Annotated in this window: 17 protein-coding genes; 14 read left to right on the forward strand and 3 right to left on the reverse strand. The window is 59.7% G+C overall.

Going from position 1 to position 20417, the window contains the following annotated elements; genetic code table 11:
* Window positions 1–3: 3 nt before the first annotated feature.
* The 14 genes from ispC (at window position 4) to BM160_RS07845 (ending at window position 16028) form a co-directional block, all read left to right on the forward strand.
* Window positions 4–1191, forward strand: a complete 1188-nt coding sequence (ispC, locus tag BM160_RS07780) for a 1-deoxy-D-xylulose-5-phosphate reductoisomerase (protein WP_092003068.1) — start codon at window positions 4–6, stop codon at window positions 1189–1191.
* A 1-nt stretch (window position 1192) separates the two neighbouring features.
* Window positions 1193–2569: an RIP metalloprotease RseP gene (gene rseP / locus BM160_RS07785; protein ID WP_092003071.1), complete on the forward strand. Its 1377-nt coding sequence runs from the start codon at window positions 1193–1195 to the stop codon at window positions 2567–2569.
* Between the two features lie 12 nt (window positions 2570–2581).
* A complete protein-coding gene (gene bamA, locus BM160_RS07790) occupies window positions 2582–4882 on the forward strand; it encodes an outer membrane protein assembly factor BamA (protein WP_092003074.1) in 2301 nt (766 codons plus the stop codon).
* Window positions 4882–5388 carry an OmpH/Skp family outer membrane protein gene (locus BM160_RS07795; protein ID WP_092003076.1) on the forward strand — a complete coding sequence of 169 codons (507 nt, stop codon included), beginning with the start codon at window positions 4882–4884 and terminating at the stop codon, window positions 5386–5388. Before bamA ends, BM160_RS07795 begins: the two co-directional genes overlap by 1 nt.
* A 46-nt stretch (window positions 5389–5434) precedes the next feature.
* Window positions 5435–6502: a UDP-3-O-(3-hydroxymyristoyl)glucosamine N-acyltransferase gene (lpxD, locus tag BM160_RS07800; protein WP_092003079.1), complete on the forward strand. Its 1068-nt coding sequence runs from the start codon at window positions 5435–5437 to the stop codon at window positions 6500–6502.
* Entirely contained in the window at window positions 6499–6939 is a 441-nt protein-coding gene (gene fabZ, locus BM160_RS07805; protein ID WP_092003082.1) for a 3-hydroxyacyl-ACP dehydratase FabZ, read from the forward strand. Before lpxD ends, fabZ begins: the two co-directional genes overlap by 4 nt.
* Window positions 6940–6949: 10 nt before the next feature.
* Window positions 6950–7762, forward strand: coding sequence for an acyl-ACP--UDP-N-acetylglucosamine O-acyltransferase (lpxA, locus tag BM160_RS07810; protein WP_092003212.1), 813 nt, complete (start codon window positions 6950–6952; stop codon window positions 7760–7762).
* A 90-nt stretch (window positions 7763–7852) separates the two neighbouring features.
* Complete coding sequence (lpxB, locus tag BM160_RS07815) at window positions 7853–8995, forward strand: lipid-A-disaccharide synthase (RefSeq protein ID WP_092003085.1); 1143 nt, start codon at window positions 7853–7855, stop codon at window positions 8993–8995.
* Window positions 8967–9584, forward strand: a complete 618-nt coding sequence (gene rnhB / locus BM160_RS07820) for a ribonuclease HII (RefSeq protein ID WP_092003086.1) — start codon at window positions 8967–8969, stop codon at window positions 9582–9584. Before lpxB ends, rnhB begins: the two co-directional genes overlap by 29 nt.
* Entirely contained in the window at window positions 9581–10366 is a 786-nt protein-coding gene (locus BM160_RS07825; RefSeq protein WP_092003089.1) for a TrmH family RNA methyltransferase, read from the forward strand. Before rnhB ends, BM160_RS07825 begins: the two co-directional genes overlap by 4 nt.
* 177 nt (window positions 10367–10543) lie before the next feature.
* Entirely contained in the window at window positions 10544–11725 is a 1182-nt protein-coding gene (gene carA, locus BM160_RS07830) for a glutamine-hydrolyzing carbamoyl-phosphate synthase small subunit (protein ID WP_092003093.1), read from the forward strand.
* Complete coding sequence (carB, locus tag BM160_RS07835; protein WP_092003095.1) at window positions 11718–14975, forward strand: carbamoyl-phosphate synthase large subunit; 3258 nt, start codon at window positions 11718–11720, stop codon at window positions 14973–14975. The genes carA and carB overlap by 8 nt, the downstream gene beginning before the upstream one ends.
* 115 nt (window positions 14976–15090) lie before the next feature.
* Window positions 15091–15567 carry a transcription elongation factor GreA gene (gene greA, locus BM160_RS07840; protein WP_092003098.1) on the forward strand — a complete coding sequence of 159 codons (477 nt, stop codon included), beginning with the start codon at window positions 15091–15093 and terminating at the stop codon, window positions 15565–15567.
* Window positions 15567–16028, forward strand: coding sequence for a DUF4149 domain-containing protein (locus BM160_RS07845; protein WP_092003101.1), 462 nt, complete (start codon window positions 15567–15569; stop codon window positions 16026–16028). Before greA ends, BM160_RS07845 begins: the two co-directional genes overlap by 1 nt.
* Window positions 16029–16063: 35 nt before the next feature.
* Here the strand turns inward: BM160_RS07845 and folD are convergent, their stop codons facing one another.
* The 3 genes from folD to BM160_RS07860 all read right to left on the reverse strand — a co-directional run bounded on the left by folD (window position 16064) and on the right by BM160_RS07860 (window position 20240).
* Window positions 16064–16909 carry a bifunctional methylenetetrahydrofolate dehydrogenase/methenyltetrahydrofolate cyclohydrolase FolD gene (gene folD / locus BM160_RS07850; protein WP_092003104.1) on the reverse strand — a complete coding sequence of 282 codons (846 nt, stop codon included), beginning with the start codon at window positions 16907–16909 and terminating at the stop codon, window positions 16064–16066.
* Window positions 16910–16997: 88 nt separating this feature from the next.
* Entirely contained in the window at window positions 16998–17624 is a 627-nt protein-coding gene (locus BM160_RS07855; protein WP_092003107.1) for a response regulator transcription factor, read from the reverse strand.
* 48 nt (window positions 17625–17672) lie between these two features.
* Complete coding sequence (locus BM160_RS07860) at window positions 17673–20240, reverse strand: PAS domain-containing sensor histidine kinase (protein WP_092003110.1); 2568 nt, start codon at window positions 20238–20240, stop codon at window positions 17673–17675.
* Window positions 20241–20417: the final 177 nt, after the last annotated feature.

Genomic DNA, 20417 nt, shown 5'->3' on the forward strand with positions numbered 1-20417 from the left:
TGCATGTCGATCAAGAAGCAGCGTGTGACGGTTTTGGGCTCTACCGGCTCCATAGGCGTCAACACGCTGGATGTGATGGCCCGTCATCCCGAGCGCTTTGAGGTATTTGCGCTCAGTGCTGCGACCCAGGTCGACCTGATGTTGGCGCAGTGCGCACAGTTCAAGCCGCAGTATGCGGTGATGGTGAAGGAGCCGCAGGCTCGCCTGCTGGCTGAAAAAATCAAGCAAAACGGGCTTGTTACGCAGGTGCTATGGGCGCAAGATGCTCTTGAAATGATAGCGTCTCACGAGCTCGTGGACACCGTGATGGCAGCTATCGTGGGGGCCGCTGGTTTGCCGCCCTGCATGGCGGCAGCCCGGGCGGGCAAGCGCCTGCTGCTGGCCAACAAAGAGGCGCTGGTGGTGGGCGGCGACGTGTTCATGCGGGCCGTGCATCAGGGCGGTGCGCAGCTGCTGCCGATTGACAGCGAGCATTCGGCTATTTTCCAGTCCCTGCCCGACGATCCTGCAACGTGGGATCAGCGCATTGAAAAAATCATCCTGACCGCCTCGGGCGGGCCGTTTCGTACGCGTGAGCCGGCCAGCCTGCGCCATGTCACGCCCGATGAGGCTTGCGCCCATCCGAATTGGGTCATGGGGCGCAAAATTTCCGTCGATTCGGCCACCATGATGAACAAGGCCCTGGAGGTCATAGAGGCCAAGTATCTCTTTGGCCTGAGGCCGCAACAAATCGAAGTGGTGATTCATCCGCAAAGCATCATCCACTCCATGGTGCAGTACCGCGACACGTCGGTGGTGGCGCAACTCGGAACCCCGGATATGCGGGTGCCCATCGCTTATGGCCTGGCTTGGCCGGAGCGGATCACTTCTGGCGCCAAGGCGCTGGATTTCACCTCACTGGCCAATATGACGTTTGAGGTTGCCGATAAGGTCCGCTTTCCTGGCCTGTCGCTGGCCTGGCAGGTACTGGATGGGCCTGCGGGCAGCACGGTGGTGCTGAACGCCGCCAATGAGGTGGCCGTGGCGGCTTTCTTGGACAAGCGCATCCGCTTTGACCATATTCATCATGTCAACCAGGCAAGCTTGGACGCCGTAGCGCTTTCCGAGGTGAACGATATCGAAGGTTTGCTTGCGCTGGATGCAAGGGTCCGCCTCGTGGCCGCTCAAATAGCCGACCGCCTGGAGATGTGACATGCTGACACTGCTTTCCTTCGTCGTGACCCTGGGCATACTGATCGCCGTGCATGAATACGGCCATTACCGGGTGGCGGTGGCTTGCGGTATCAAGGTGCTGAAGTTCTCCATAGGTTTTGGCAAACCGCTCTATAGCTGGCGGTTGAAGAATAAACCCACCGAATTCTCGATCGGCATGCTGCCGCTGGGCGGCTACGTCAAGATGCTGGACGAGCGCGAGGCGCCGGTGGATCCCAGTGAGCGTCATCTGGCCTTCAATACCCAGCCATTAAAGTATCGTGCGGCAGTTGTGGCCGCAGGCCCCCTGGCCAACTTGTTGCTGGCGGTACTGCTCTATGCCATCGTCAACTGGAGCGGCATGCAGGAGCCCAAGGCGATTCTGGCCAGCCCAGTCGCAGGCTCTGTCGCCGAGCAAGCCGGCCTGCGCGGGCAGGAAACCGTCCAGCAGGCGGCTTTCGAGGGTGAGGCACTGCAGCCCGTCCGTTCTTTTGAAGATCTGCGCTGGCGGCTGACACAGGCTGCGCTGGATGGCCGCAATCTGACGCTCATGGTGCAAGGTGACTCGGATCGCTCTGCGCGACCGGTTCTGCTGGAGCTTGGCAAATTGGGTAGCGCGGAAGCCGATGCCCAGTTATTCAGGAAGATCGGCATTCTTGGGCCCTGGACTCAGCCCGTGATGGGCGAGGTCATGGCGGGCAGTGCGGCAGAAAAAGCGGGTTTGCGTGCGGGCGATGTGGTCAGGCGCGTGGGTGATACCGCTATCGTCGATGGTCAGCAGTTGCGTGAAGTCATACGCGCTTCTGCGCATTCGCCAGGTGCAAGCGCCACTGCCATGGCCGCGCAAAGCTGGCAGGTCTTGCGCGCAGGCCAGCCCTTGGTTCTACAGGTCACTCCTGAGCTCAAGCAGGAAGGCGGGTTGGCCGTGGCGCGCATTGGCGCTTATGTGGGCGCGCTGCCAGAGTTCGTGACGGTGCGTTACGGCCTCTTTGAGGGCTTATGGCAGGGCGGTATCAAGACCTGGGAGGTCTCCGTTCTGACGCTCAAGATGATGGGAAAAATGCTCATCGGCGAAGCCTCGCTGAAGAATCTGAGCGGCCCTTTGACCATTGCCGATTACGCTGGTAAATCGGCCAGTCTGGGCTGGTCTTCATATCTGGTGTTTTTGGCTTTGATCAGCGTGAGTCTGGGTGTGCTGAATTTACTGCCGCTGCCAGTTCTGGACGGTGGGCACCTGATGTATTATCTTTGGGAGTGGATCACCGGCCGAGGCGTGTCTGACGTCTGGATGGACCGGTTGCAGCGCGCAGGCGTTGCGATCCTGCTGGGCATGATGTGTATTGCCCTCTTCAATGATGTCACCCGGCTTGTGGGCTAACTCCAACAATTCATGCAAAAGCAATTCAATCGATTCAAAATTCGTGCAGTCAGCGCTATCGCCGCCGGTTTGTTTTTAGTCAATTCAGCTTGGGCCGTTGATCCTTTCACGGTTCGTGACATACGGGTAGAGGGCTTGCAACGCGTCGAGCCCGGAACAATTTTTGCATCGCTGCCATTTCGTGTGGGTGAAACCTATAACGATGACAAGGGTTCGACGGCAATTCGTGCCTTGTTCGGCCTGGGTTTGTTCAAGGACGTACGGCTTGAAGTCAGTGGCGACGTGCTGGTGGTCATTGTCGAGGAGCGTCCTACCGTCGCCGATGTGGATTTTGTCGGTACCAAGGAATTCGACAAGGAGGCGCTGAAGAAGGCGCTTCGCGAGGTTGGCATCGCGGACGGCCAACCCTTTGACAAGGCGCTGGCCGACAAGGCAGAGCAAGAGCTCAAGCGCCAGTACATCAACAAGAGTCTTTATGGCGTTGAGGTGATCACCACCGTGACACCGATAGAGCGCAACCGGGTCAATCTGACTTTTAGCGTTGTAGAAGGCGATGTCGCCAAAATCAAGGAAATCCACATCACCGGCAACAAGGCATTCAGCGAGTCAACCTTGCTGAACCTGTTCGATCTGGATACCGGCGGCTGGCTCAGCTGGTACACCAAGTCTGACCGCTATTCCCGAGCCAAGCTCAATGCGGATATCGAAACGCTGCGCTCCTACTACCTGTCGCGTGGCTATCTTGAGTTCAAGATTGACTCGACCCAGGTGGCAATATCGCCTGACAAGCAGAGCATTGCGATCACGCTGAACGTCACCGAGGGTGAGCGCTTTATCGTATCGGGCGTCAAGCTTGAGGGAAATTACCTGGGTAAGGAAGAGGAGTTCAAGTCCTTGGTGACCATCAAGCCAGGTGAGGCTTATAACGCCGATGCGGTGGCCGAAACAACCAAGGCCTTCTCCGATTACTTTGGCACTTTTGGCTTTGCTTTCGCCAAGGTCGAAGTCACCCCGGAAATTGACCGGGCCAATAATCGGGTGGCTTTTGTGTTGCAGGCAGAGCCCTCGCGCCGGGCTTATGTGCGGCGTATCAACGTGGCCGGTAACAATCGCACGCGTGACGAGGTTGTGCGCCGGGAGTTCCGCCAGTTTGAGTCATCCTGGTATGACGGCGACAAGATTCGCCTTTCGCGCGACCGTGTTGACCGTCTCGGATTCTTTAATGAAGTCAGCATGGACACGCAAGAGGTCACTGGTACGGCGGACCAGGTTGACGTGACAGTCAATGTGGTTGAAAAACCTACCGGCAACTTGCAACTGGGCGCCGGTTACTCTAGCGCCGACAGCGTCTCCCTGATGTTTGGCATCAAGCAGGAAAATGTTTTCGGCTCGGGTAACTATCTGGGTATTGACGTCAACACCAGCAAATCCAATCGCCAGCTTGTCTTGAGCACGATTGATCCTTATTTCACGGCCGACGGTATTTCCCGCAGCATTGATGTTTACGACCGTACCTCCTCGCCATTGACGGGGCAGGGCGGTGACTACAAATTGAAAACGCGCGGCGCCAGTATTCGTTTTGGCGTACCTTTTACTGAAACTGACACGGTTTATTTCGGCAGCGGCTACGAACGTCTGACAATCGTGCCAGGTACGCTTTTGCCTGTCAGCTATTTAGATTATGCGAATCAGTTTGGTTACACCAGTAGCTCCATTCCCCTGACCGTAGGCTGGTCGCGCGATACCAGGGATAGTGCTTTGGTGCCTACCTCGGGGCGCTATCAGCGTGTTTATGGCGATTGGGGTGTGGCCGGTGACATTAAATTTGTGCGGGTTAATTACCAGATCCAGCAGTACATTCCGCTCAACAAGCAATTCACCATCGCCCTGAATGGCGAATTGGGCTGGGGTAAAGGCCTGAGCGGCCAGCCTTACCCGCTTTTTAAGAACTACTATTCGGGCGGCCTGGGCTCTGTGCGTGGTTTTGAGCAGAGTTCGCTAGGGCCTCGTGACACGTCGGATCTGGCAACTGGTGCGCCCAAGAAGCTGACGCTGAATGCCGAACTGGTTGCCCCGTTTCCGGGCGCGGGTAATGACCGGACACTGCGAATTTACGGTTTTGTCGATGCAGGTAACGTGTTCAAGGAAAGTTACAAGCTGAATGGCCCCGATGGCTTGCGTGTCTCGACTGGCCTTGGTATTAGCTGGATTTCCCCGGTGGGGCCTCTTCGTATCGCCTATGCGGTACCTATACGTAAACAGTCAACCGATAGAATAGAGCGGTTGCAATTCCAAATTGGTACATCATTCTAATGAAGCATTATTCAAGCAAAATCCTCGTCGGCCTCGCTATTGCATTGGCCGGGTTTACTGTCAGCGCGCAGGAGTTCAAGGTTGGAGTGGTGAATCTGGATCGGATTTTCCGCGAAGCCAACTCGGCCAAGACTGCACAGACCAAGCTGGAGCAGGAATTCAGCAAGCGCGAAAAAGAGCTTGCTGATCTTGCCAGTCAGTTGAAAGCTCAATCCGACAAGTTTGAGCGCGAAGCACCTACGCTGGCAGAAAGTCAGCGTATCGTGCGTCAGCGCCAACTGGTTGATCAGGATCGAATTTTCCAGACCAAGCGCCGCGAGTTTCAGGAGGACCTGAGCACCCGTAAAAACGAGGAGCTGCAGCAGGTCATCGAGCGCGCGAATAAAGTGGTGAAGACGCTCGCAGAAACCGAGAAATACGACCTGATTCTGCAGGAGTCGGTCTATGTCAACCCCAAGCATGACATCACCGACAAGGTGATCAAAGCGCTGAACGCTGCCCGTTAATTCAGGGTGTGCGCAGCAGCATCCCTCTAGACATGGCAGGCGCAGTGTGACACTTCGTCTGGTCGATATTGTCCAGTCCCTGGCGGGCAAGGCCCAGGCTGAGTTGCTGGGTGACCCCGAGCTGCTAATCCAGGGCCTGTCGACCCTGGAGGCCGCCGGCCCCCAGGATCTGAGTTTTCTTAGCCACCCCAAATACCTTGGCAAGCTTGCCCAATCGGGCGCAGCTTGCGTGGTGGTGGGGCCGGCTGCCCGCGAAGCTGCCCTGAGCCGTGGTCCCTGCATCGTGGTCGACGACCCCTATCACTACTTTGCACTGATCACTCAGCTCTGGAAAGCGCGACTTGTCCCGGCGCCCGCGCCGTCCCTCCATCCCGCTGCCTATATCGATCCCGGCGCCATCCTGGCCCCCGGTGTTTCCGTCGGTGCGTTTGCCTGCATTGCTGCGGGTGCCGTGATCGGTGAGGGAGCGCAGATCGCCGAGCATTGCGTCATTGGGCGGGATGTCGTCATTGGCGCGGGCAGCCGCCTCTCGGCGCGGGTCACCGTGGCCTATGGTTGCCGTGTCGGTGAGCGCTGCCTGATTCATCCGGGAGCGGTGATCGGTGCGGATGGTTTTGGCTTTGCGCCGCACGATGGTGAATGGGTAAAGATAGAGCAGCTTGGCGCGGTGCAAATTGGCAACGACGTGGAAATTGGCGCCAACACCTGTATTGATCGTGGCGCCTTGCAAGACACCGTGCTGGAGGATGGCGTCAAGCTTGATAACCTCGTGCAAATAGGTCATAACGTGCGTATAGGTCGGCACAGTGCCATGGCAGGTTGCGCCGGCGTGGCCGGTAGCGCCACGATTGGCGCACATTGCACGGTAGGTGGCGGCGCTATTGTGCTGGGCCATTTGAGCCTGGCAGATCATGTGCATGTTTCGGCGGCCTCCGTGGTGACGCGCTCCATTTCGAAGCCCGGGCACTATACCGGCCTGTTTCCCATCGACGACAATGCGGCCTGGGAAAAAAATGCTGCCACGCTCAAGCAACTGCACAGCTTGCGCGAAAGGCTCAAACAGACTGAAAAGACCCTGGCACGCGACCAGGGCACATTCAAAGAAAAATCATGATGGATATTCACCAAATTCTCAAGGCCTTGCCACACCGCTACCCCATTTTGCTGGTCGATCGCGTGCTGGAAATCGAAACTGGTAAGCGCATCAAGGCGCTTAAAAATGTCACGATCAACGAGCCGTTTTTCACCGGCCACTTTCCTCACCATCCCGTGATGCCTGGCGTGTTGATGCTGGAGGCCATGGCGCAGGCTGCGGCCTTGTTGGCCTTCAATACATTGGGCGTAACCCCTGACGACAAGACGGTGTACTACTTTGCCGGCATTGATGGCGCCCGTTTCAAGCGCCCGGTGGGACCTGGCGATCAGCTGATCATGGATGTGACGCTGGATCGCATGAAGGCCGGCATTTTCAAGTTCAAGGGCGTGACCCGTGTCGGCGAGCATGTGGTTTGCGAGGCTGAACTGATGTGCACCATGCGCACCATTGCCTGAGCTTGATGCCATGAGCTTGCAAGTCGCTGCGCCCGGCATTCATGCCACGGCGCTGATTGATCCTCTGGCCCAGCTTGACAGCACGGTCAGTGTTGGACCTTACACCGTCATTGGACCGCATGTGAAGGTGGGGGCGGGCACCACGATTGGCGCCCACTGCGTGATCGAGGGCCACACCACGATTGGCCGCGACAACCGCATTTTCCAGTTCAACTCGCTTGGTGCCATTCCGCAAGACAAAAAATATGCGGGCGAGCCCTGCGAGCTGGTGATTGGTGACCGCAATACCATTCGCGAGTTCTGCACCTTTAATATCGGCTCGCCGGGTGACAACGGCGTGACCCGAGTGGGTGATGACAACTGGATCATGGCCTACGTCCATCTGGCGCATGACTGCGTGGTGGGCAATCACACGATTTTTGCCAACAACACCCAATTGGCCGGTCACGTACAGGTGGGCGACTGGGTCATTCTGGGCGGGTTCACCGTTGTGCACCAGTTTGTCAGGCTGGGCGCGCACAGCATGACGGCGATGTGCGCCTTGCTGTTTGCCGATTTGCCGCCTTTCGTCATGTCGCAAGGCCAACCGGCCGCGGCGCGGAGCATGAACTTCGAAGGGCTGCGGCGCCGGGGCTTTTCGCCCGAGCGGATTTCCGCCGTCAAGGCCATGCACAAGGCTTTGTACCGCGAGGATCTGACGCTGGAACAGGCCCAGAAACGCATTGCCGGCTTGTCGGAAACCTATCCGGAATCCGCGCCGGATGTGCATATGATGCTCTCTTTTTTAGAGCGAACCTCGCCCCAGCGCGGTATCGTCCGCTAGGTGTCCATGTCTGTGCAGCCAAACTCTCTGCCCAGCCGTGGAGAGGCTGGTGCCGACAAGCCAGAACTTCAAGCAGCTCCCAGCGTGGCCATGGTCGCGGGTGAAACCTCGGGCGATTTGCTGGCGGGTTTGCTGCTCGATGGCCTGAAGGCGCGCTGGCCGGCCTTGGCCTCTGTCGGTATAGGCGGGCCGCAGATGATGCGCCGGGGTTTTCGGGCCTGGTGGCCCAGCGAGAAGCTGGCGGTGCACGGTTATGGTCTGGACGTGCTGCGCCGTTATCGTGAAATCGTCGGCATACGCGAACAGTTGAAAAAGCGTTTGCTTGACCAAGCCGGGATGCGGCCCGATGTTTTCATTGGTGTCGATGCACCCGATTTCAATCTTGATCTGGAGGCCGCGCTAAAGGCCCAAGGCATCAAGACCGTGCATTTTGTCTGCCCTTCTATCTGGGCCTGGCGCGCCGATAGGGTCGAAAAAATCAGGCGCAGCGTGGATCACGTGCTGTGTATTTTTCCCTTTGAGCCGGCCTTGCTGGCCTCGCACGGGATAGCGGCGACCTATGTCGGCCATCCGCTGGCCAGCGTTATTCCCATGGAGTCGGACCGGGCTGCGGCCAGGCGGCGGCTGGGCCTGCAGGACGAAGATACGGTGGTGGCCATCCTGCCGGGCAGCCGAAAATCCGAAATCCAGAATCTGGCAATGCGCTTCTTTAAGGCTGCAGCCCTTGTCAAGGGGGCGCAGCCTGCTATCAAGTTTGTAGTCCCTGCGGTTCCCGCGCTGAAGCTGTGGATAGAGCAGTTGGCCGATAAGGCTGGTGTGCGCGCTGACCTGCAGATCGTCGAAGGCCAGTCGCATACCGTGCTGGCCGCGTGCGACCTGACCCTGATTGCCAGTGGCACGGCCACGCTGGAAGCGGCCCTGTTCAAGCGCCCCATGGTGATTGCCTACAACATGACCTGGCTGTCGTGGCAGATCATGAGGCGCAAGCAGCTGCAGCCCTGGGTGGGCTTGCCGAATATTCTTTGTGGTGAGTTTGTCGTGCCCGAATTGCTGCAGGATGCGGCCACGCCCGCGGCGCTGGCAGATGCGCTGCTGCAATGGATAGAGGCCAAGTCCTCGGCGCCCGACAAAATAGCCGCGGTTCAACAACGATTCACCCAGCTGCATGCCGAGTTGCGGCGCGATACCTCTCAATTAGCAAGTGATGCGATCCAAAAAATTCTCCAAGCCTGAACAAACGGCTTTGTCCTGGGATGTGCCCGGACTGATAGCCGGTGTTGATGAGGCCGGACGTGGCCCCCTGGCCGGGCCGGTGGTGGCCGCCGCCGTCATTCTTGATGAGTTGAATCCCATCGCTGGGCTGGCCGACTCCAAAAAACTCACGGCCCTCAAGCGTGAAAAACTTTATGACGAAATCCGCGCTAAGGCGCTGTGCTGCTCTGTGGCCATGGCCAGCGTCGAGGAAATTGACCGGCTGAATATTTTGCAGGCCACCATGCTGGCCATGAAGCGGGCGGTAGAGGGCTTGCGACTCAAGCCCAATAAGGTACTGGTGGACGGCAACCGGCTGCCGTCGCTGGATATCCTGGCCGAAGCCATTGTTAAGGGCGATGCGCTGGTGCAGTCGATTTCGGCCGCTTCGATTCTGGCCAAGGTCTCGCGCGATCGCTGGTGCGCCGAGTTCCACCTGGAGTATCCGCAATATGGTTTTGCCGGCCACAAGGGTTATGGCACGGCCGCGCATCTGGCCGCCCTGCGTGAACACGGTGCCTGCCCCCAGCACCGTCGCTCGTTTTCTCCTGTTGCGGCGGTATTGCCATGAGCCATGAATTTTCAGTGCCCGTCACGCATATTTCTTCGCGCGACAACGCCTTCATCAAGGACTTGCGCAAGCTGTCGCAAGACAGCACGGCTTATCGCAAGCAGGGCCGGGTCTGGCTGGAGGGTGATCATCTTTGCCGCGCGGCACTGGCTCGTGGCTTGAAGCCTGCTGTGGCCATTTTTTCAGAGTCTTTTTGGCCTCTGGCGCCCACAGAATGGACGCAGGTAGCTACTAAAAACATAGTCATTTCCGATGCGCTGCTGCCGGAAATCAGCGGCCTGGAGTCGCCCGCACGCATGGGTTTTGTGCTGGAGCTGCCGGGCGCGCCGGCCTTGTTGCCCGATGCGGCCTCGGTGATTCTGGACCGGGTGCAGGACGCGGGCAACGTGGGTTCCATTTTGCGCAGCGCGGCGGCCTTCGGTTTTAGCCAGATCATTGCGCTCAAGGGCACGGCCGCGCTCTGGTCGCCCAAGGTGCTGCGTGCCGGCATGGGCGCGCACTTTGCCTTGCGCCTGGTCGAGGGTGTGGCACCCGAGGTGCTGGCCGACTTGACGATTCCCATCGTTGTCACCAGTTCGCACCATGGCAACTTTCTGCACCAGCAGCCGATTCCCATGCCCTGCGCCTGGGCCATGGGCCACGAAGGGCAGGGCGTTGGCGACCACCTGATGGAGCGCGCTAGCCTGAAGGTGCGCATAGACCAGCCCGGTGGCGAGGAGTCGCTCAATGTCGCGGCTGCTGCTGCCATCTGCCTGTATGCCAGCACACTGGTTCGCGCATAACTGGCTTGAGTGCAAGCTAAAACTGGCGCCCGCACGCTATAATCAGTGGCTTTTCAAAACACAGCTTCGCCCAAGCGCACATAAAGCAAACACCCTTACAAAAGCAATCTACAAGAGTCTTGCCAAAGACGTTTCTTGTGCGCGCTTGGGCGAACCGTAACCAACCCGGAGAACCCAGTGCTTTTGTCTCTACAGGGAACACGCGAAACAAGCCCTCACGCCATTTTGGCGCTCGCAGACGGCACGGTCTTTATCGGTCATTCGATTGGAGCTGCGGGCTCCACGATCGGCGAGGTGGTGTTCAACACCGCCATGACCGGCTATCAGGAAATCCTCACGGATCCCAGCTATTGCCAGCAGCTCGTCACGCTGACTTATCCCCATATCGGTAATTACGGCATCAATGCCGAAGACGTTGAAGCCGAAAAAATCCATGCAGCCGGCCTGATCATCAAGGACTTGCCTTTGCTGGCCTCGAATTTCCGCCTGACCATGACGCTGTCGGAGTATCTGGTCAAGGAAAAGACGGTGGCCATTGCGGGTATCGATACCCGTCAGCTGACCCGTCACCTGCGCACCAAGGGCGCGCAAAACGGCTGTATTTTGGCGCTCGCCCAAGGCGAAGCGGTCAGTCAGGCCGCGATTGACAAGGCCCTGGCGGCGGCCAGGGGCGCACCCAACATGGCCGGGCTTGATCTGGCCAAGGTCGTGTCGGTGAGGCAGACCTACGAGTGGGCGCAGACCGAGTGGAAGCTCGGCTCGGGCTACGGTGTGCAGATCACTCCGCGTTTTCACGTCGTGGCCTTTGACTTTGGCGTGAAGAAGAACATTCTGCGCATGCTGGCCGAACGCGGCGCGCGCATCACGGTGGTGCCGGCGCAAACCCCGGCCGCCGACGTGCTCAAGCTCAAGCCCGATGGCATCTTTTTGTCCAACGGCCCTGGCGACCCGCAGCCCTGCGACTACGCGATTGCCGCCACGCGCGAGTTGATCGAAACCGGCATCCCGACCTTCGGCATTTGCCTGGGCCACCAGATCATGGCCTTGGCCAGCGGTGCGACCACTTTCAAGATGCAGTCCAGCCATCACGGCGCCAACCACCCGGTCAAAGACCTGGACAACGGCCGCGTCAGCATCACCAGCCAGAACCACGGTTTTGCGGTCAACGCCGACAACCTGCCAGCCAACCTGCGCGCCACCCACGTCAGCCTGTTTGACGGCACGCTGCAGGGCCTGGCCCGCACCGACAAGCCGGCTTTCTGCTTCCAGGGCCACCCGGAAGCCTCACCCGGCCCGCACGATATTTCGTATCTATTTGACCGCTTCACGGCACTGATGGAGCAACACAAACATGCCTAAGCGTACAGACATCAAATCGGTTCTCATCATTGGCGCCGGCCCCATCATCATCGGCCAGGCCTGCGAGTTTGACTACTCGGGCGTGCAAGCCTGCAAGGCGCTGCGCGAAGAGGGCTACAAGGTCATCCTGATCAATAGCAATCCGGCGACGATCATGACCGACCCGGCCACGGCCGACGTCACCTACATCGAACCCATCACCTGGCAGACAGTCGAGAAAATCATCGCCAAAGAGCGGCCAGATGCCATCTTGCCGACCATGGGTGGCCAGACCGCGCTCAATTGCGCGCTGGACCTCTGGCGCCATGGCGTGCTGGAAAAATACCAGGTCGAGCTGATTGGTGCCAAGCCCGAGGCCATAGATAAGGCCGAGGACCGCTTGAAGTTCAAGGATGCGATGACCAAGATCGGTCTCGGTTCGGCGCGCTCGGGCATTGCCCACACCATGGACGAGGCCTGGGCCGTGCAGAAGACGCTGGGTTTTCCCACCGTCATCCGCCCCAGCTTCACCCTGGGCGGCACCGGTGGTGGCATTGCCTACAACCCGGAAGAGTTCGAGGAAATCTGCAAGCGCGGCATCGAAGCCTCGCCCACCAACGAGTTGCTGATTGAAGAGTCGCTGCTCGGTTGGAAAGAGTACGAGATGGAAGTGGTGCGCGATACCGCCGACAACTGCATCATCGTCTGCTCGATTGAAAACCTGGACCCCATGGGCGTGCACACCGGCGACTCGATCACTGTCGCGCCGGCGCAAACCCTGACCGACAAGGAATACCAGATTCTGCGCAATGCCTCGTTGGCGGTGCTGCGCGAAATCGGTGTCGATACCGGCGGCTCCAACGTGCAGTTCTCCATCAACCCGAAAGACGGCCGCATGGTCGTCATCGAGATGAATCCGCGCGTCTCCCGCTCCTCGGCGCTGGCCTCCAAGGCCACGGGTTTTCCGATCGCCAAGATCGCCGCCAAGCTGGCCGTGGGTTTCACGCTGGACGAGCTGCGCAACGAAATCACCGGCGGCGCCACGCCCGCCAGCTTCGAGCCCAGCATCGACTACGTGGTCACCAAGATTCCGCGTTTTGCCTTTGAAAAATTCCCGACGGCAGACTCGCGCCTGACGACGCAGATGAAGTCGGTCGGCGAGGTCATGGCCATGGGCCGCACCTTCCAGGAGTCCTTCCAGAAAGCCTTGCGCGGCCTGGAGGTCGGCGTCGATGGCATGAACGAAAAAACCCAGGATCGCGAAGTGCTGGAGAAGGAGCTGGGCGCGCCCGGCCCTGACCGCATCTGGTATGTCGGCGACGCCTTCGCCATGGGCCTGTCCGTCGATGAAGTGTTCGAACTGACCAAGATTGACCGCTGGTTCCTGGTGCAGATCGAGCAGATCGTCAAGATCGAGCTGGAATTGGAAACTACCTCGCTGGACAAGATTGACGCGGCCACCTTGCGCGCCTTGAAGCAAAAAGGCTTTTCCGATCGCCGCCTGGCGCGCCAGCTCAAAACCACAGATACCGCCATCCGTGAACGGCGCAAAGCCCTGGGTGTGCGTCCGGTCTACAAGCGGGTGGACACCTGCGCCGCCGAGTTCGAAACCAATACGGCCTACCTGTACTCGACCTACGAGGCTGCGCATCCTTTCAATACCAGCAGCGAGTGCGAGGCCGCGCCCACCGACAAGAAAAAAATCATGGTGCTGGGCGGCGGACCCAACCGCATCGGTCAGGGCATCGAGTTTGACTATTGCTGCGTCCATGCCGCCATGGCCATGCGCGACGATGGTTATGAAACCATCATGGTCAACTGCAACCCGGAAACGGTTTCCACCGACTACGACACCAGCGACCGTCTTTACTTCGAGCCGCTGACGCTGGAAGACGTGCTGGAAATCGTCGACAAGGAAAAGCCTTTCGGCGTGATCGTCCAGTACGGCGGCCAGACCCCCTTGAAGCTGGCGCTGGATCTGGAAGCCAACGGCGTGCCCATCATTGGCACCTCGCCCGACATGATTGACGCCGCCGAAGACCGCGAGCGTTTCCAGAAACTGCTGCATGAGCTGGCCCTGCGCCAGCCGCCCAATGCCACGGCCCGCACCGAGCCGGAAGCGCTGGAAAAAGCCGCCGCGCTGGGTTATCCGCTGGTGGTGCGCCCCAGCTATGTGCTGGGCGGCCGGGCCATGGAAATCGTGCACGAGCAGCGCGATCTGGAGCGCTACATGCGCGAGGCGGTCAAGGTCAGCCACGACTCGCCGGTGTTGCTGGACCGCTTCCTCAACGACGCCATCGAATGCGATGTCGACTGTATCCGCGACGCCGAAGGCAAGACCTTCATAGGCGGCGTGATGGAACACATCGAGCAGGCGGGCGTGCACAGCGGCGACTCGGCTTGTTCGCTGCCGCCTTATTCGCTGAGCGAGCAGACGGTGACCGAGATCAAGCGCCAGACCGCTGCCATGGCTCAGGCCCTGAACGTGGTTGGCCTGATGAACGTGCAGTTCGCGATCCAGAACATTGATGGCCTAGACGTGATTTACGTGCTGGAAGTCAATCCGCGCGCTTCCCGCACCGTGCCTTTCGTCAGCAAGGCCACTGGCATCCAGCTGGCCAAGGTGGCGGCGCGTTGCATGGTTGGCCAGTCGCTGGCTTCGCAAGGCGTTGTCAACGAAGTCACGCCGCCTTATTTCAGCGTCAAGGAAGCCGTCTTCCCCTTCGTCAAGTTCCCTGGTGTGGACACCATTCTCGGCCCCGAGATGAAGTCCACCGGCGAGGTGATGGGCGTGGGCAAGACCTTTGGCGAGGCTTTTGTGAAGTCGCAAATTGGCGCCGGCACCAAGCTGCCGACCTCCGGCAAGGTCTTTTTGACGGTGAAGAACAACGACAAGGCGCGTGCGGTCGACGTGGCGCGCGCCCTGGCAGCGCTCAAGTTCGAACTGGTCGCGACCAAGGGCACGGCGGCGGCCATCACGGCCGCCGGCATTGCCTGCGGCGTGGTCAACAAGGTCACCGAGGGCCGGCCGCACGTGGTGGACATGATCAAGAACGATGAAATCGCACTGGTCATCAACACCGTGGAAGAGCGCCGCAATGCGATTGCCGACTCGCGGCAGATCCGCACTTCGGCACTGCTGGCCCGCGTCACCACCTTCACCACCATTGCCGGTGCCGAGGCGGCAGTGGAGGGCATGAAGTACCTGGATAACCTGAGCGTGTATTCGATTCAGGAATTGCACGCCCAATTGACAGCCCAGGCGACCTGACAATCGGTGTCTTCATCCGGCCGATCAGGCCGGATTTGAATTAAACTTCAAGTGGATTCAACATGCCGCTGCCAGGTGACTGGCGGCGGTTTCGCATTTTGCAGGACGAAATAACATGGCAACCTTACCCATCACCAAGCGCGGCGCGGAAAAGCTCAAGGCCGAATTGCATCAGCTCAAAACCGTTGACCGCCCCTGGGTCATCAATGCAATTTCCGAGGCCAGAGCCCAGGGTGACCTGAGCGAAAACGCTGAGTATGAAGTTGCCAAGGATCGCCAGGGCTTTATTGAAGGCCGGATCCAGGAAATCGAAGGCAAGCTGTCGGCGGCGCTGGTGATCGATCCTTCGTCGCTGGAGCCCGGCACCCGGGTCGTGTTTGGCTCTACGGTGAAGCTGGAAGATGAAGCCACTGGCGACAGCGTGACCTATCAGATCGTCGGTGAAGACGAGGCCGATATCAAGCTGGGCCTGGTCAACATCGGCTCACCGATTGCTCGCGCCCTGATCGGCAAGGACGAGGGTGACAGCGCCGAAGTGGTGGCGCCCGGCGGTATCAAGCGTTACGAAATCGTCGCCGTTCACTACCTCTGATGGCTCAGTCGCCGCGTCAGCCAGTTCGCCCGCGCATTGGCTTGCTGGCCGCTGCGCTCTGGTGGGGCAGCTTGAGCGGGCTGGGTTTTGTGGTGGTGCCCTTGCTGTTCATGCAGCTGGGCAACCCCGCCATGGCGGGTGCCATGGCCGCCAAACTTTTTAGCGCCCAAACCTGGCTGAGCATAGGCTGCGCCATGCTGATGCTGCTGGTTTTTAATCAAAAAGACGATCCAGGCCTTATGCTGTATGCGCGAGCAGCTATGAAATTTGTAGTGGCTGGCTTGTTGCTGGCCTTGCTGGTCGAGTTTGGCGTGGCGCCGCGCATCGTCAGCGCGCGGGCCGAAGGTGGCAATCTCAAGCTCTGGCATGGCCTGGGCAGCGCCATGTATTTTGGCCAATGGCTGTGCGCCGGCCTGAGTCTTTGGCGCTTGAGCAGCGTAAGACCCGGCAACCCGGATTGAGCGGCCTGCGGGCCGCCCGTCCTTAGCGGCTTCGCTTAGCTGCGTTCGGCTGCTTCCAGGGTGTTCACCAGCAGCATGGTGATGGTCATGGGGCCGACGCCACCGGGTACCGGCGTGATGTAGCCGGCCACCTCTTTCACACCCGCAAAATCCACGTCGCCGCAGAGCTTGCCTTGGGCATTGCGGTTCATGCCCACATCTATCACCACCGCGCCGGGTTTCACCATATCGGCGGTCAGCACGTTTTGCTTGCCGACGGCGGCCACGATCACGTCGGCCTGCAGCGTCATGGCCTTGAGGTCAGGCGTGGCACTGTGGCAAATCGTCACGGTGGCATTTTTCTGCAAGAGCATCAGCGCCATAGGTTTGCCGACGATGTTGCTGCGGCCTATGACCACGGCATGCTTGCCGCGCAGCTCGTAGCCTATCGATTCCAGCATCTTCATGCAGCCATAGGGCGTGCAGGGCCAGAAGCCGGCTGAACCGGTCATCAGGGCGCCGGCGCTGGCAACGTGAAAGCCGTCGACATCCTTGGCTGGGGAAATTGCTTCGATCACCTTTTGTGCATCGATGTGGGCGGGCAGGGGCAGTTGCACCAGGATGCCGTGAATCGTCGGGTCGTTGTTAAGGGCCTCGACGCGTGCCAGCAGCGCGGCTTCGCTGAGATCGGCCGGATGCTTTTCCAGCACCGAGTGCAGGCCGTTGTCTTCGCAGGCCTTGACCTTGTTGCGCACATAGACCTGGCTGGCCTGATTTTCACCGACCAGCACCACGGCCAGACCCGGCATGATGCCGCGAGCGCGCAGCGCTGCGGCGCGCTGGGCAACCTCGGCGCGCAGTTGTTTGGAAAGGGCGTTGCCGTCTATGAGTTGGGCTGTCATGTTTCAGTTTCTTCAATTAAAAACGCCCGCTAGTCCAGGAACCACGGGCGCAATGAGCTATCAAAAAGATAGCTTTTGAGGGGCGGGCTCAGGCTTTGGGAGCGTTGGAGCCCAAAGCGATTTTGAGCAAGTCCGCCACGGTGTTGGCATTGAGCTTTTCCATGATGTTGGCGCGGTGCGCCTCCACCGTCTTGATGCTGATGCCCAAGTCGTCGGCGATCTGCTTGTTCAGGCGACCGGCGACGATGCGCTCCAGCACCTGGGCTTCGCGCGAGGTCAGCTTGGCGAGCAGGGCGTCACGGCTGGCCGATTGCTGGTGATCGCTAAAGGCATCCTTGGCTTGCTCCAGCATGCGCTCGACCAGGCCGACAAGAGCCTCTTCCTGGAAAGGCTTCTGGATGAAGTCCATCGCACCTTTTTTCATCGTGTTCACCGCCATGGGCACGTCGCCGTGGCCGGTGATGAAAACGATGGGCAAGGGTGATTTGCGCTCGACCAGGCGATCTTGCAGCTCCAGGCCGGTCATGCCGCCCATACGGATATCAACGATGAGGCAGGCCACTTCGCGGGTGTCATAACGGCTCAGAAATGTTTCGGCCGAATCGTAACAACGCACCCGGTAGTCCTTGCCTTCGAGCAACCATTGCAGGGAGTCGCGCACGCCCTCGTCATCATCAACGACGTAGACCGTACCTTTTTTCGGAATCAAGCTCATGCCTTACTTTCTTCGTAAACGTTTTTCAGGGAACAGTTTTTGAATCGTTCAATGAGCGCCAGCGTCCTTGAGCGCTGCATTATCGCTAGCAGAAGGCGATGGTAAAAGCAGGGGTGTCACAGGAATCCAGAAAGTAAACCGGCAACCCACCACCTCGTCGCCATTGTAGAGGTTCTCGGCCTCCATCCGGCCCTGGTGAGACTCGACAATGCTGCGGCACAGTTTGAGGCCAATGCCCATGCCTTCGGCCTTGGTGGAGTAAAAGGCTTCGTACAGGCGACCCATGACTTCAGGGGACAGGCCGCGCCCGGTGTCGAGTATGGAAAACTCCACCCCGCTTTGCTCGTCGATGTGCTTGGGCACCACGCGCAATTCAACGCTGCGCCTGGCCGTGGGCCGGTGGGCCTGGGCAATCGATTCGGCGGCGTTTTTCATCAGGTTGATCAGCACCTGCTCGATCAGAATGGGGTCGACCATGATGGTGGGAAGCCGCGCCGCGATGTAGTGGCTCAGCCGCACATGGTGACGCCTGAGTTCGATCTCGGCCAGCTCCATCGCGTTGCTGACGATGGTGGCCACCTCGGAGGAGGTGCGGTTGGGCTCGCTGCGTTTCACAAAGGCGCGAATGCGCTGAATGATCTGTCCGGCCCGATAGGCCTGCTTGGCGGTCTTTTCCAGTGCCTGCAACAGGTCTTCGTTGCTGATTTTCTGATCCTTGATGCGCGACACCATGCCGTTGCAATAGTTGTTGATGGCCGTCAGCGGCTGGTTCAGCTCGTGTGCCACGCTGGAGGCCATTTCACCCATGGTGATAAGCCGGCTGGCGGTCTGGGCGCGTTCGTTTTGCTGGGCCGCCTGTTCTTCGGCATGGCGGCGTGGCGTAATGTCGGTGGCAATCACCATCTGCGCCAGCCGGCCATCGACCCAGGTCAGGTAGCGCGAGCGCACTTCCAGCCATTTGCCCAGCTCGGGCACAAAAATTTCGGCATTGGCCGCCTGGGCCGCGGTCAGTGCGTCGGTGGGCAGGCCGGCCAGGCCATCGACCGCGTCAAAGGTGTCTTCGGTCGGTACGACGACCGGTTCACCGGCCTGGGCGATCAGGTTCACATGGCCAGAGACCTCGGCGCCAAACCAGGCGCGGTAGAGCTTGTTGGCAAACAGCAGTTCCTCGCTGCCCAGGGGCGCCACGGAGACGGCCGCATCCAGCCCCTCAAGCACCGTGGTGAAGCGTTCGTAAGACGCCGAGAGCTCCTCACGGATTCGCTTGGGCTCGGTGATGTCGGTCATGGAGGTCATCCAGCCGGTTTGCTGGCCGCGCGGATCAATCAGTGGCGAGACATACATGCGGGCGTCAAAGATCTCGCCGTTTTTGCGCTTGACCCTGACCTCGAAACCGCCGGGCGGCGTGCGGCCATTCAATTCGTCGTCCAGCCTGGCCATCAGGGTGTCGAGTTCGGCCTCAGGCCAATGCGGGAAGGGCGGTGTACGGCCCACCAGCTCGCTTTCGCTCAGGCCGGTCATTTGACAAAAGGCCGGGTTGACATAGGTGATGCGGCCCTGCAGATCCAGGGCGCGCATGCCGGTGAGCATGGAGTTTTCCATGGCACGGCGAAAATTGGTCTCGGAGATCAGCGCCTGCTGGGCCTGCACCCGGCGGCGGGTGTGGCGCCAGGTGCCCAGGAGCATCCAGACGGTGAGCGCGCTCAGGGCGCTGACCAGCCAGAAAAAACCGCTGCCCACCACGCCCAGCGAGGCGCGGTAGCCTTCGGCCCGTATCAAGAGCCCATTGCCCACCGGGGACACCGGAATTTCGTACTTGGCCGCGCCCTCGGTCCAGGGCAGCAGGCGCGCAGCACGGTTGCGTGGCGGCGGCAGGTTGCCGGCCAGCACCACGTTGTGATCGTCAACCAGCGCCACCGCGTATTTGGCCGTGACCTCGGTCGGCACGCCAAAGCGCAGCAACCCGTCGATCGAATATTCACCCATGATGACACCGGCAAACTTGCCCTGATCGTCCAGTGGCACCTGCAGTTGCAGCGAAGGTGAGCTGTGGCCATTGGCCTCCTTGAGCAGCAAGGGGCGGGAGTAGACCGGTTGCCGCAGATCGCGCGCCAGCTCATAAGTGCCGTCGGTTTCGTCGACCTTGAGCTGCTCGCCGGTAATGCGCAACTGGCTGGTATTGGCGCTGGGCGATACATAGCCGACCTTGATTCGGCGCTTGCTGTCTATCCAGCTGACCGCCATCAGTTCCGGGTACTGGTTGACCAGCGCCTCGGCCTGGACGGTGAACTCTTCGGTGTCGATCTCTTTGTTGGAGACGTCCCGGCCAAGGCGCATGAGCTGCTCTTGCCGCTCCAACAGGCGCAAGCGCAGCCTTTGCTGGGCGTACTCGACATCGCGGGTGACGGCTTGTTGCTCGCGATCTATTTCCTCCAGGCGCAGGTAACCGAAGGCCGCAATGACGGCGGCCAGGAACAGCATCACGGCCAGCAGCGGGCCCAGTGTGATGAAGCGGTCTTGTCGTGACGGTGATTGTTTGCGCCACCAGCGGCGCCACAAAGCAAGAGGGGCAGGGCTGGTGGCTGCGTCGGTGGGAGAGGAGGCGTGTTTGGGCATGGGCGAGGCATGCAGTTTAAGGGAGAAGCCGGGGGCCAGCAGGGCTGGGCGTGATCTATCAAGGTGAATCCATGAATGCTGCGTTTGAGTGGGCTGACATGGTTGAAGAACGGCAGATAGCATGGATTCTTGCAATAAATTCATAATATGAAATCACTAAGCGCCATTTGAAATGCG

Source organism: Polaromonas sp. OV174 (genome assembly GCF_900112285.1).
GTDB lineage: Bacteria > Pseudomonadota > Gammaproteobacteria > Burkholderiales > Burkholderiaceae_C > Polaromonas.

Excerpts from the sequence above, each read along its gene's own strand:
- BM160_RS07825 (WP_092003089.1), top strand. The coding sequence starts at position 9,581 with ATGAGCCATGAATTTTCAGTGCCCGTCACGCATATTTCTTCGCGCGAC.
- greA (WP_092003098.1), top strand. The coding sequence starts at position 15,091 with ATGGCAACCTTACCCATCACCAAGCGCGGCGCGGAAAAGCTCAAGGCC.
- lpxA (WP_092003212.1), top strand. The coding sequence starts at position 6,950 with ATGAGCTTGCAAGTCGCTGCGCCCGGCATTCATGCCACGGCGCTGATT.
- BM160_RS07860 (WP_092003110.1), bottom strand. The coding sequence starts at position 20,240 with ATGCCCAAACACGCCTCCTCTCCCACCGACGCAGCCACCAGCCCTGCC.
- BM160_RS07855 (WP_092003107.1), bottom strand. The coding sequence starts at position 17,624 with ATGAGCTTGATTCCGAAAAAAGGTACGGTCTACGTCGTTGATGATGAC.
- rnhB (WP_092003086.1), top strand. The coding sequence starts at position 8,967 with ATGCGATCCAAAAAATTCTCCAAGCCTGAACAAACGGCTTTGTCCTGG.
- fabZ (WP_092003082.1), top strand. The coding sequence starts at position 6,499 with ATGATGGATATTCACCAAATTCTCAAGGCCTTGCCACACCGCTACCCC.
- BM160_RS07795 (WP_092003076.1), top strand. The coding sequence starts at position 4,882 with ATGAAGCATTATTCAAGCAAAATCCTCGTCGGCCTCGCTATTGCATTG.
- carB (WP_092003095.1), top strand. The coding sequence starts at position 11,718 with ATGCCTAAGCGTACAGACATCAAATCGGTTCTCATCATTGGCGCCGGC.
- folD (WP_092003104.1), bottom strand. The coding sequence starts at position 16,909 with ATGACAGCCCAACTCATAGACGGCAACGCCCTTTCCAAACAACTGCGC.
- bamA (WP_092003074.1), top strand. The coding sequence starts at position 2,582 with ATGCAAAAGCAATTCAATCGATTCAAAATTCGTGCAGTCAGCGCTATC.
- rseP (WP_092003071.1), top strand. The coding sequence starts at position 1,193 with ATGCTGACACTGCTTTCCTTCGTCGTGACCCTGGGCATACTGATCGCC.
- ispC (WP_092003068.1), top strand. The coding sequence starts at position 4 with ATGTCGATCAAGAAGCAGCGTGTGACGGTTTTGGGCTCTACCGGCTCC.
- BM160_RS07845 (WP_092003101.1), top strand. The coding sequence starts at position 15,567 with ATGGCTCAGTCGCCGCGTCAGCCAGTTCGCCCGCGCATTGGCTTGCTG.
- lpxB (WP_092003085.1), top strand. The coding sequence starts at position 7,853 with ATGGTCGCGGGTGAAACCTCGGGCGATTTGCTGGCGGGTTTGCTGCTC.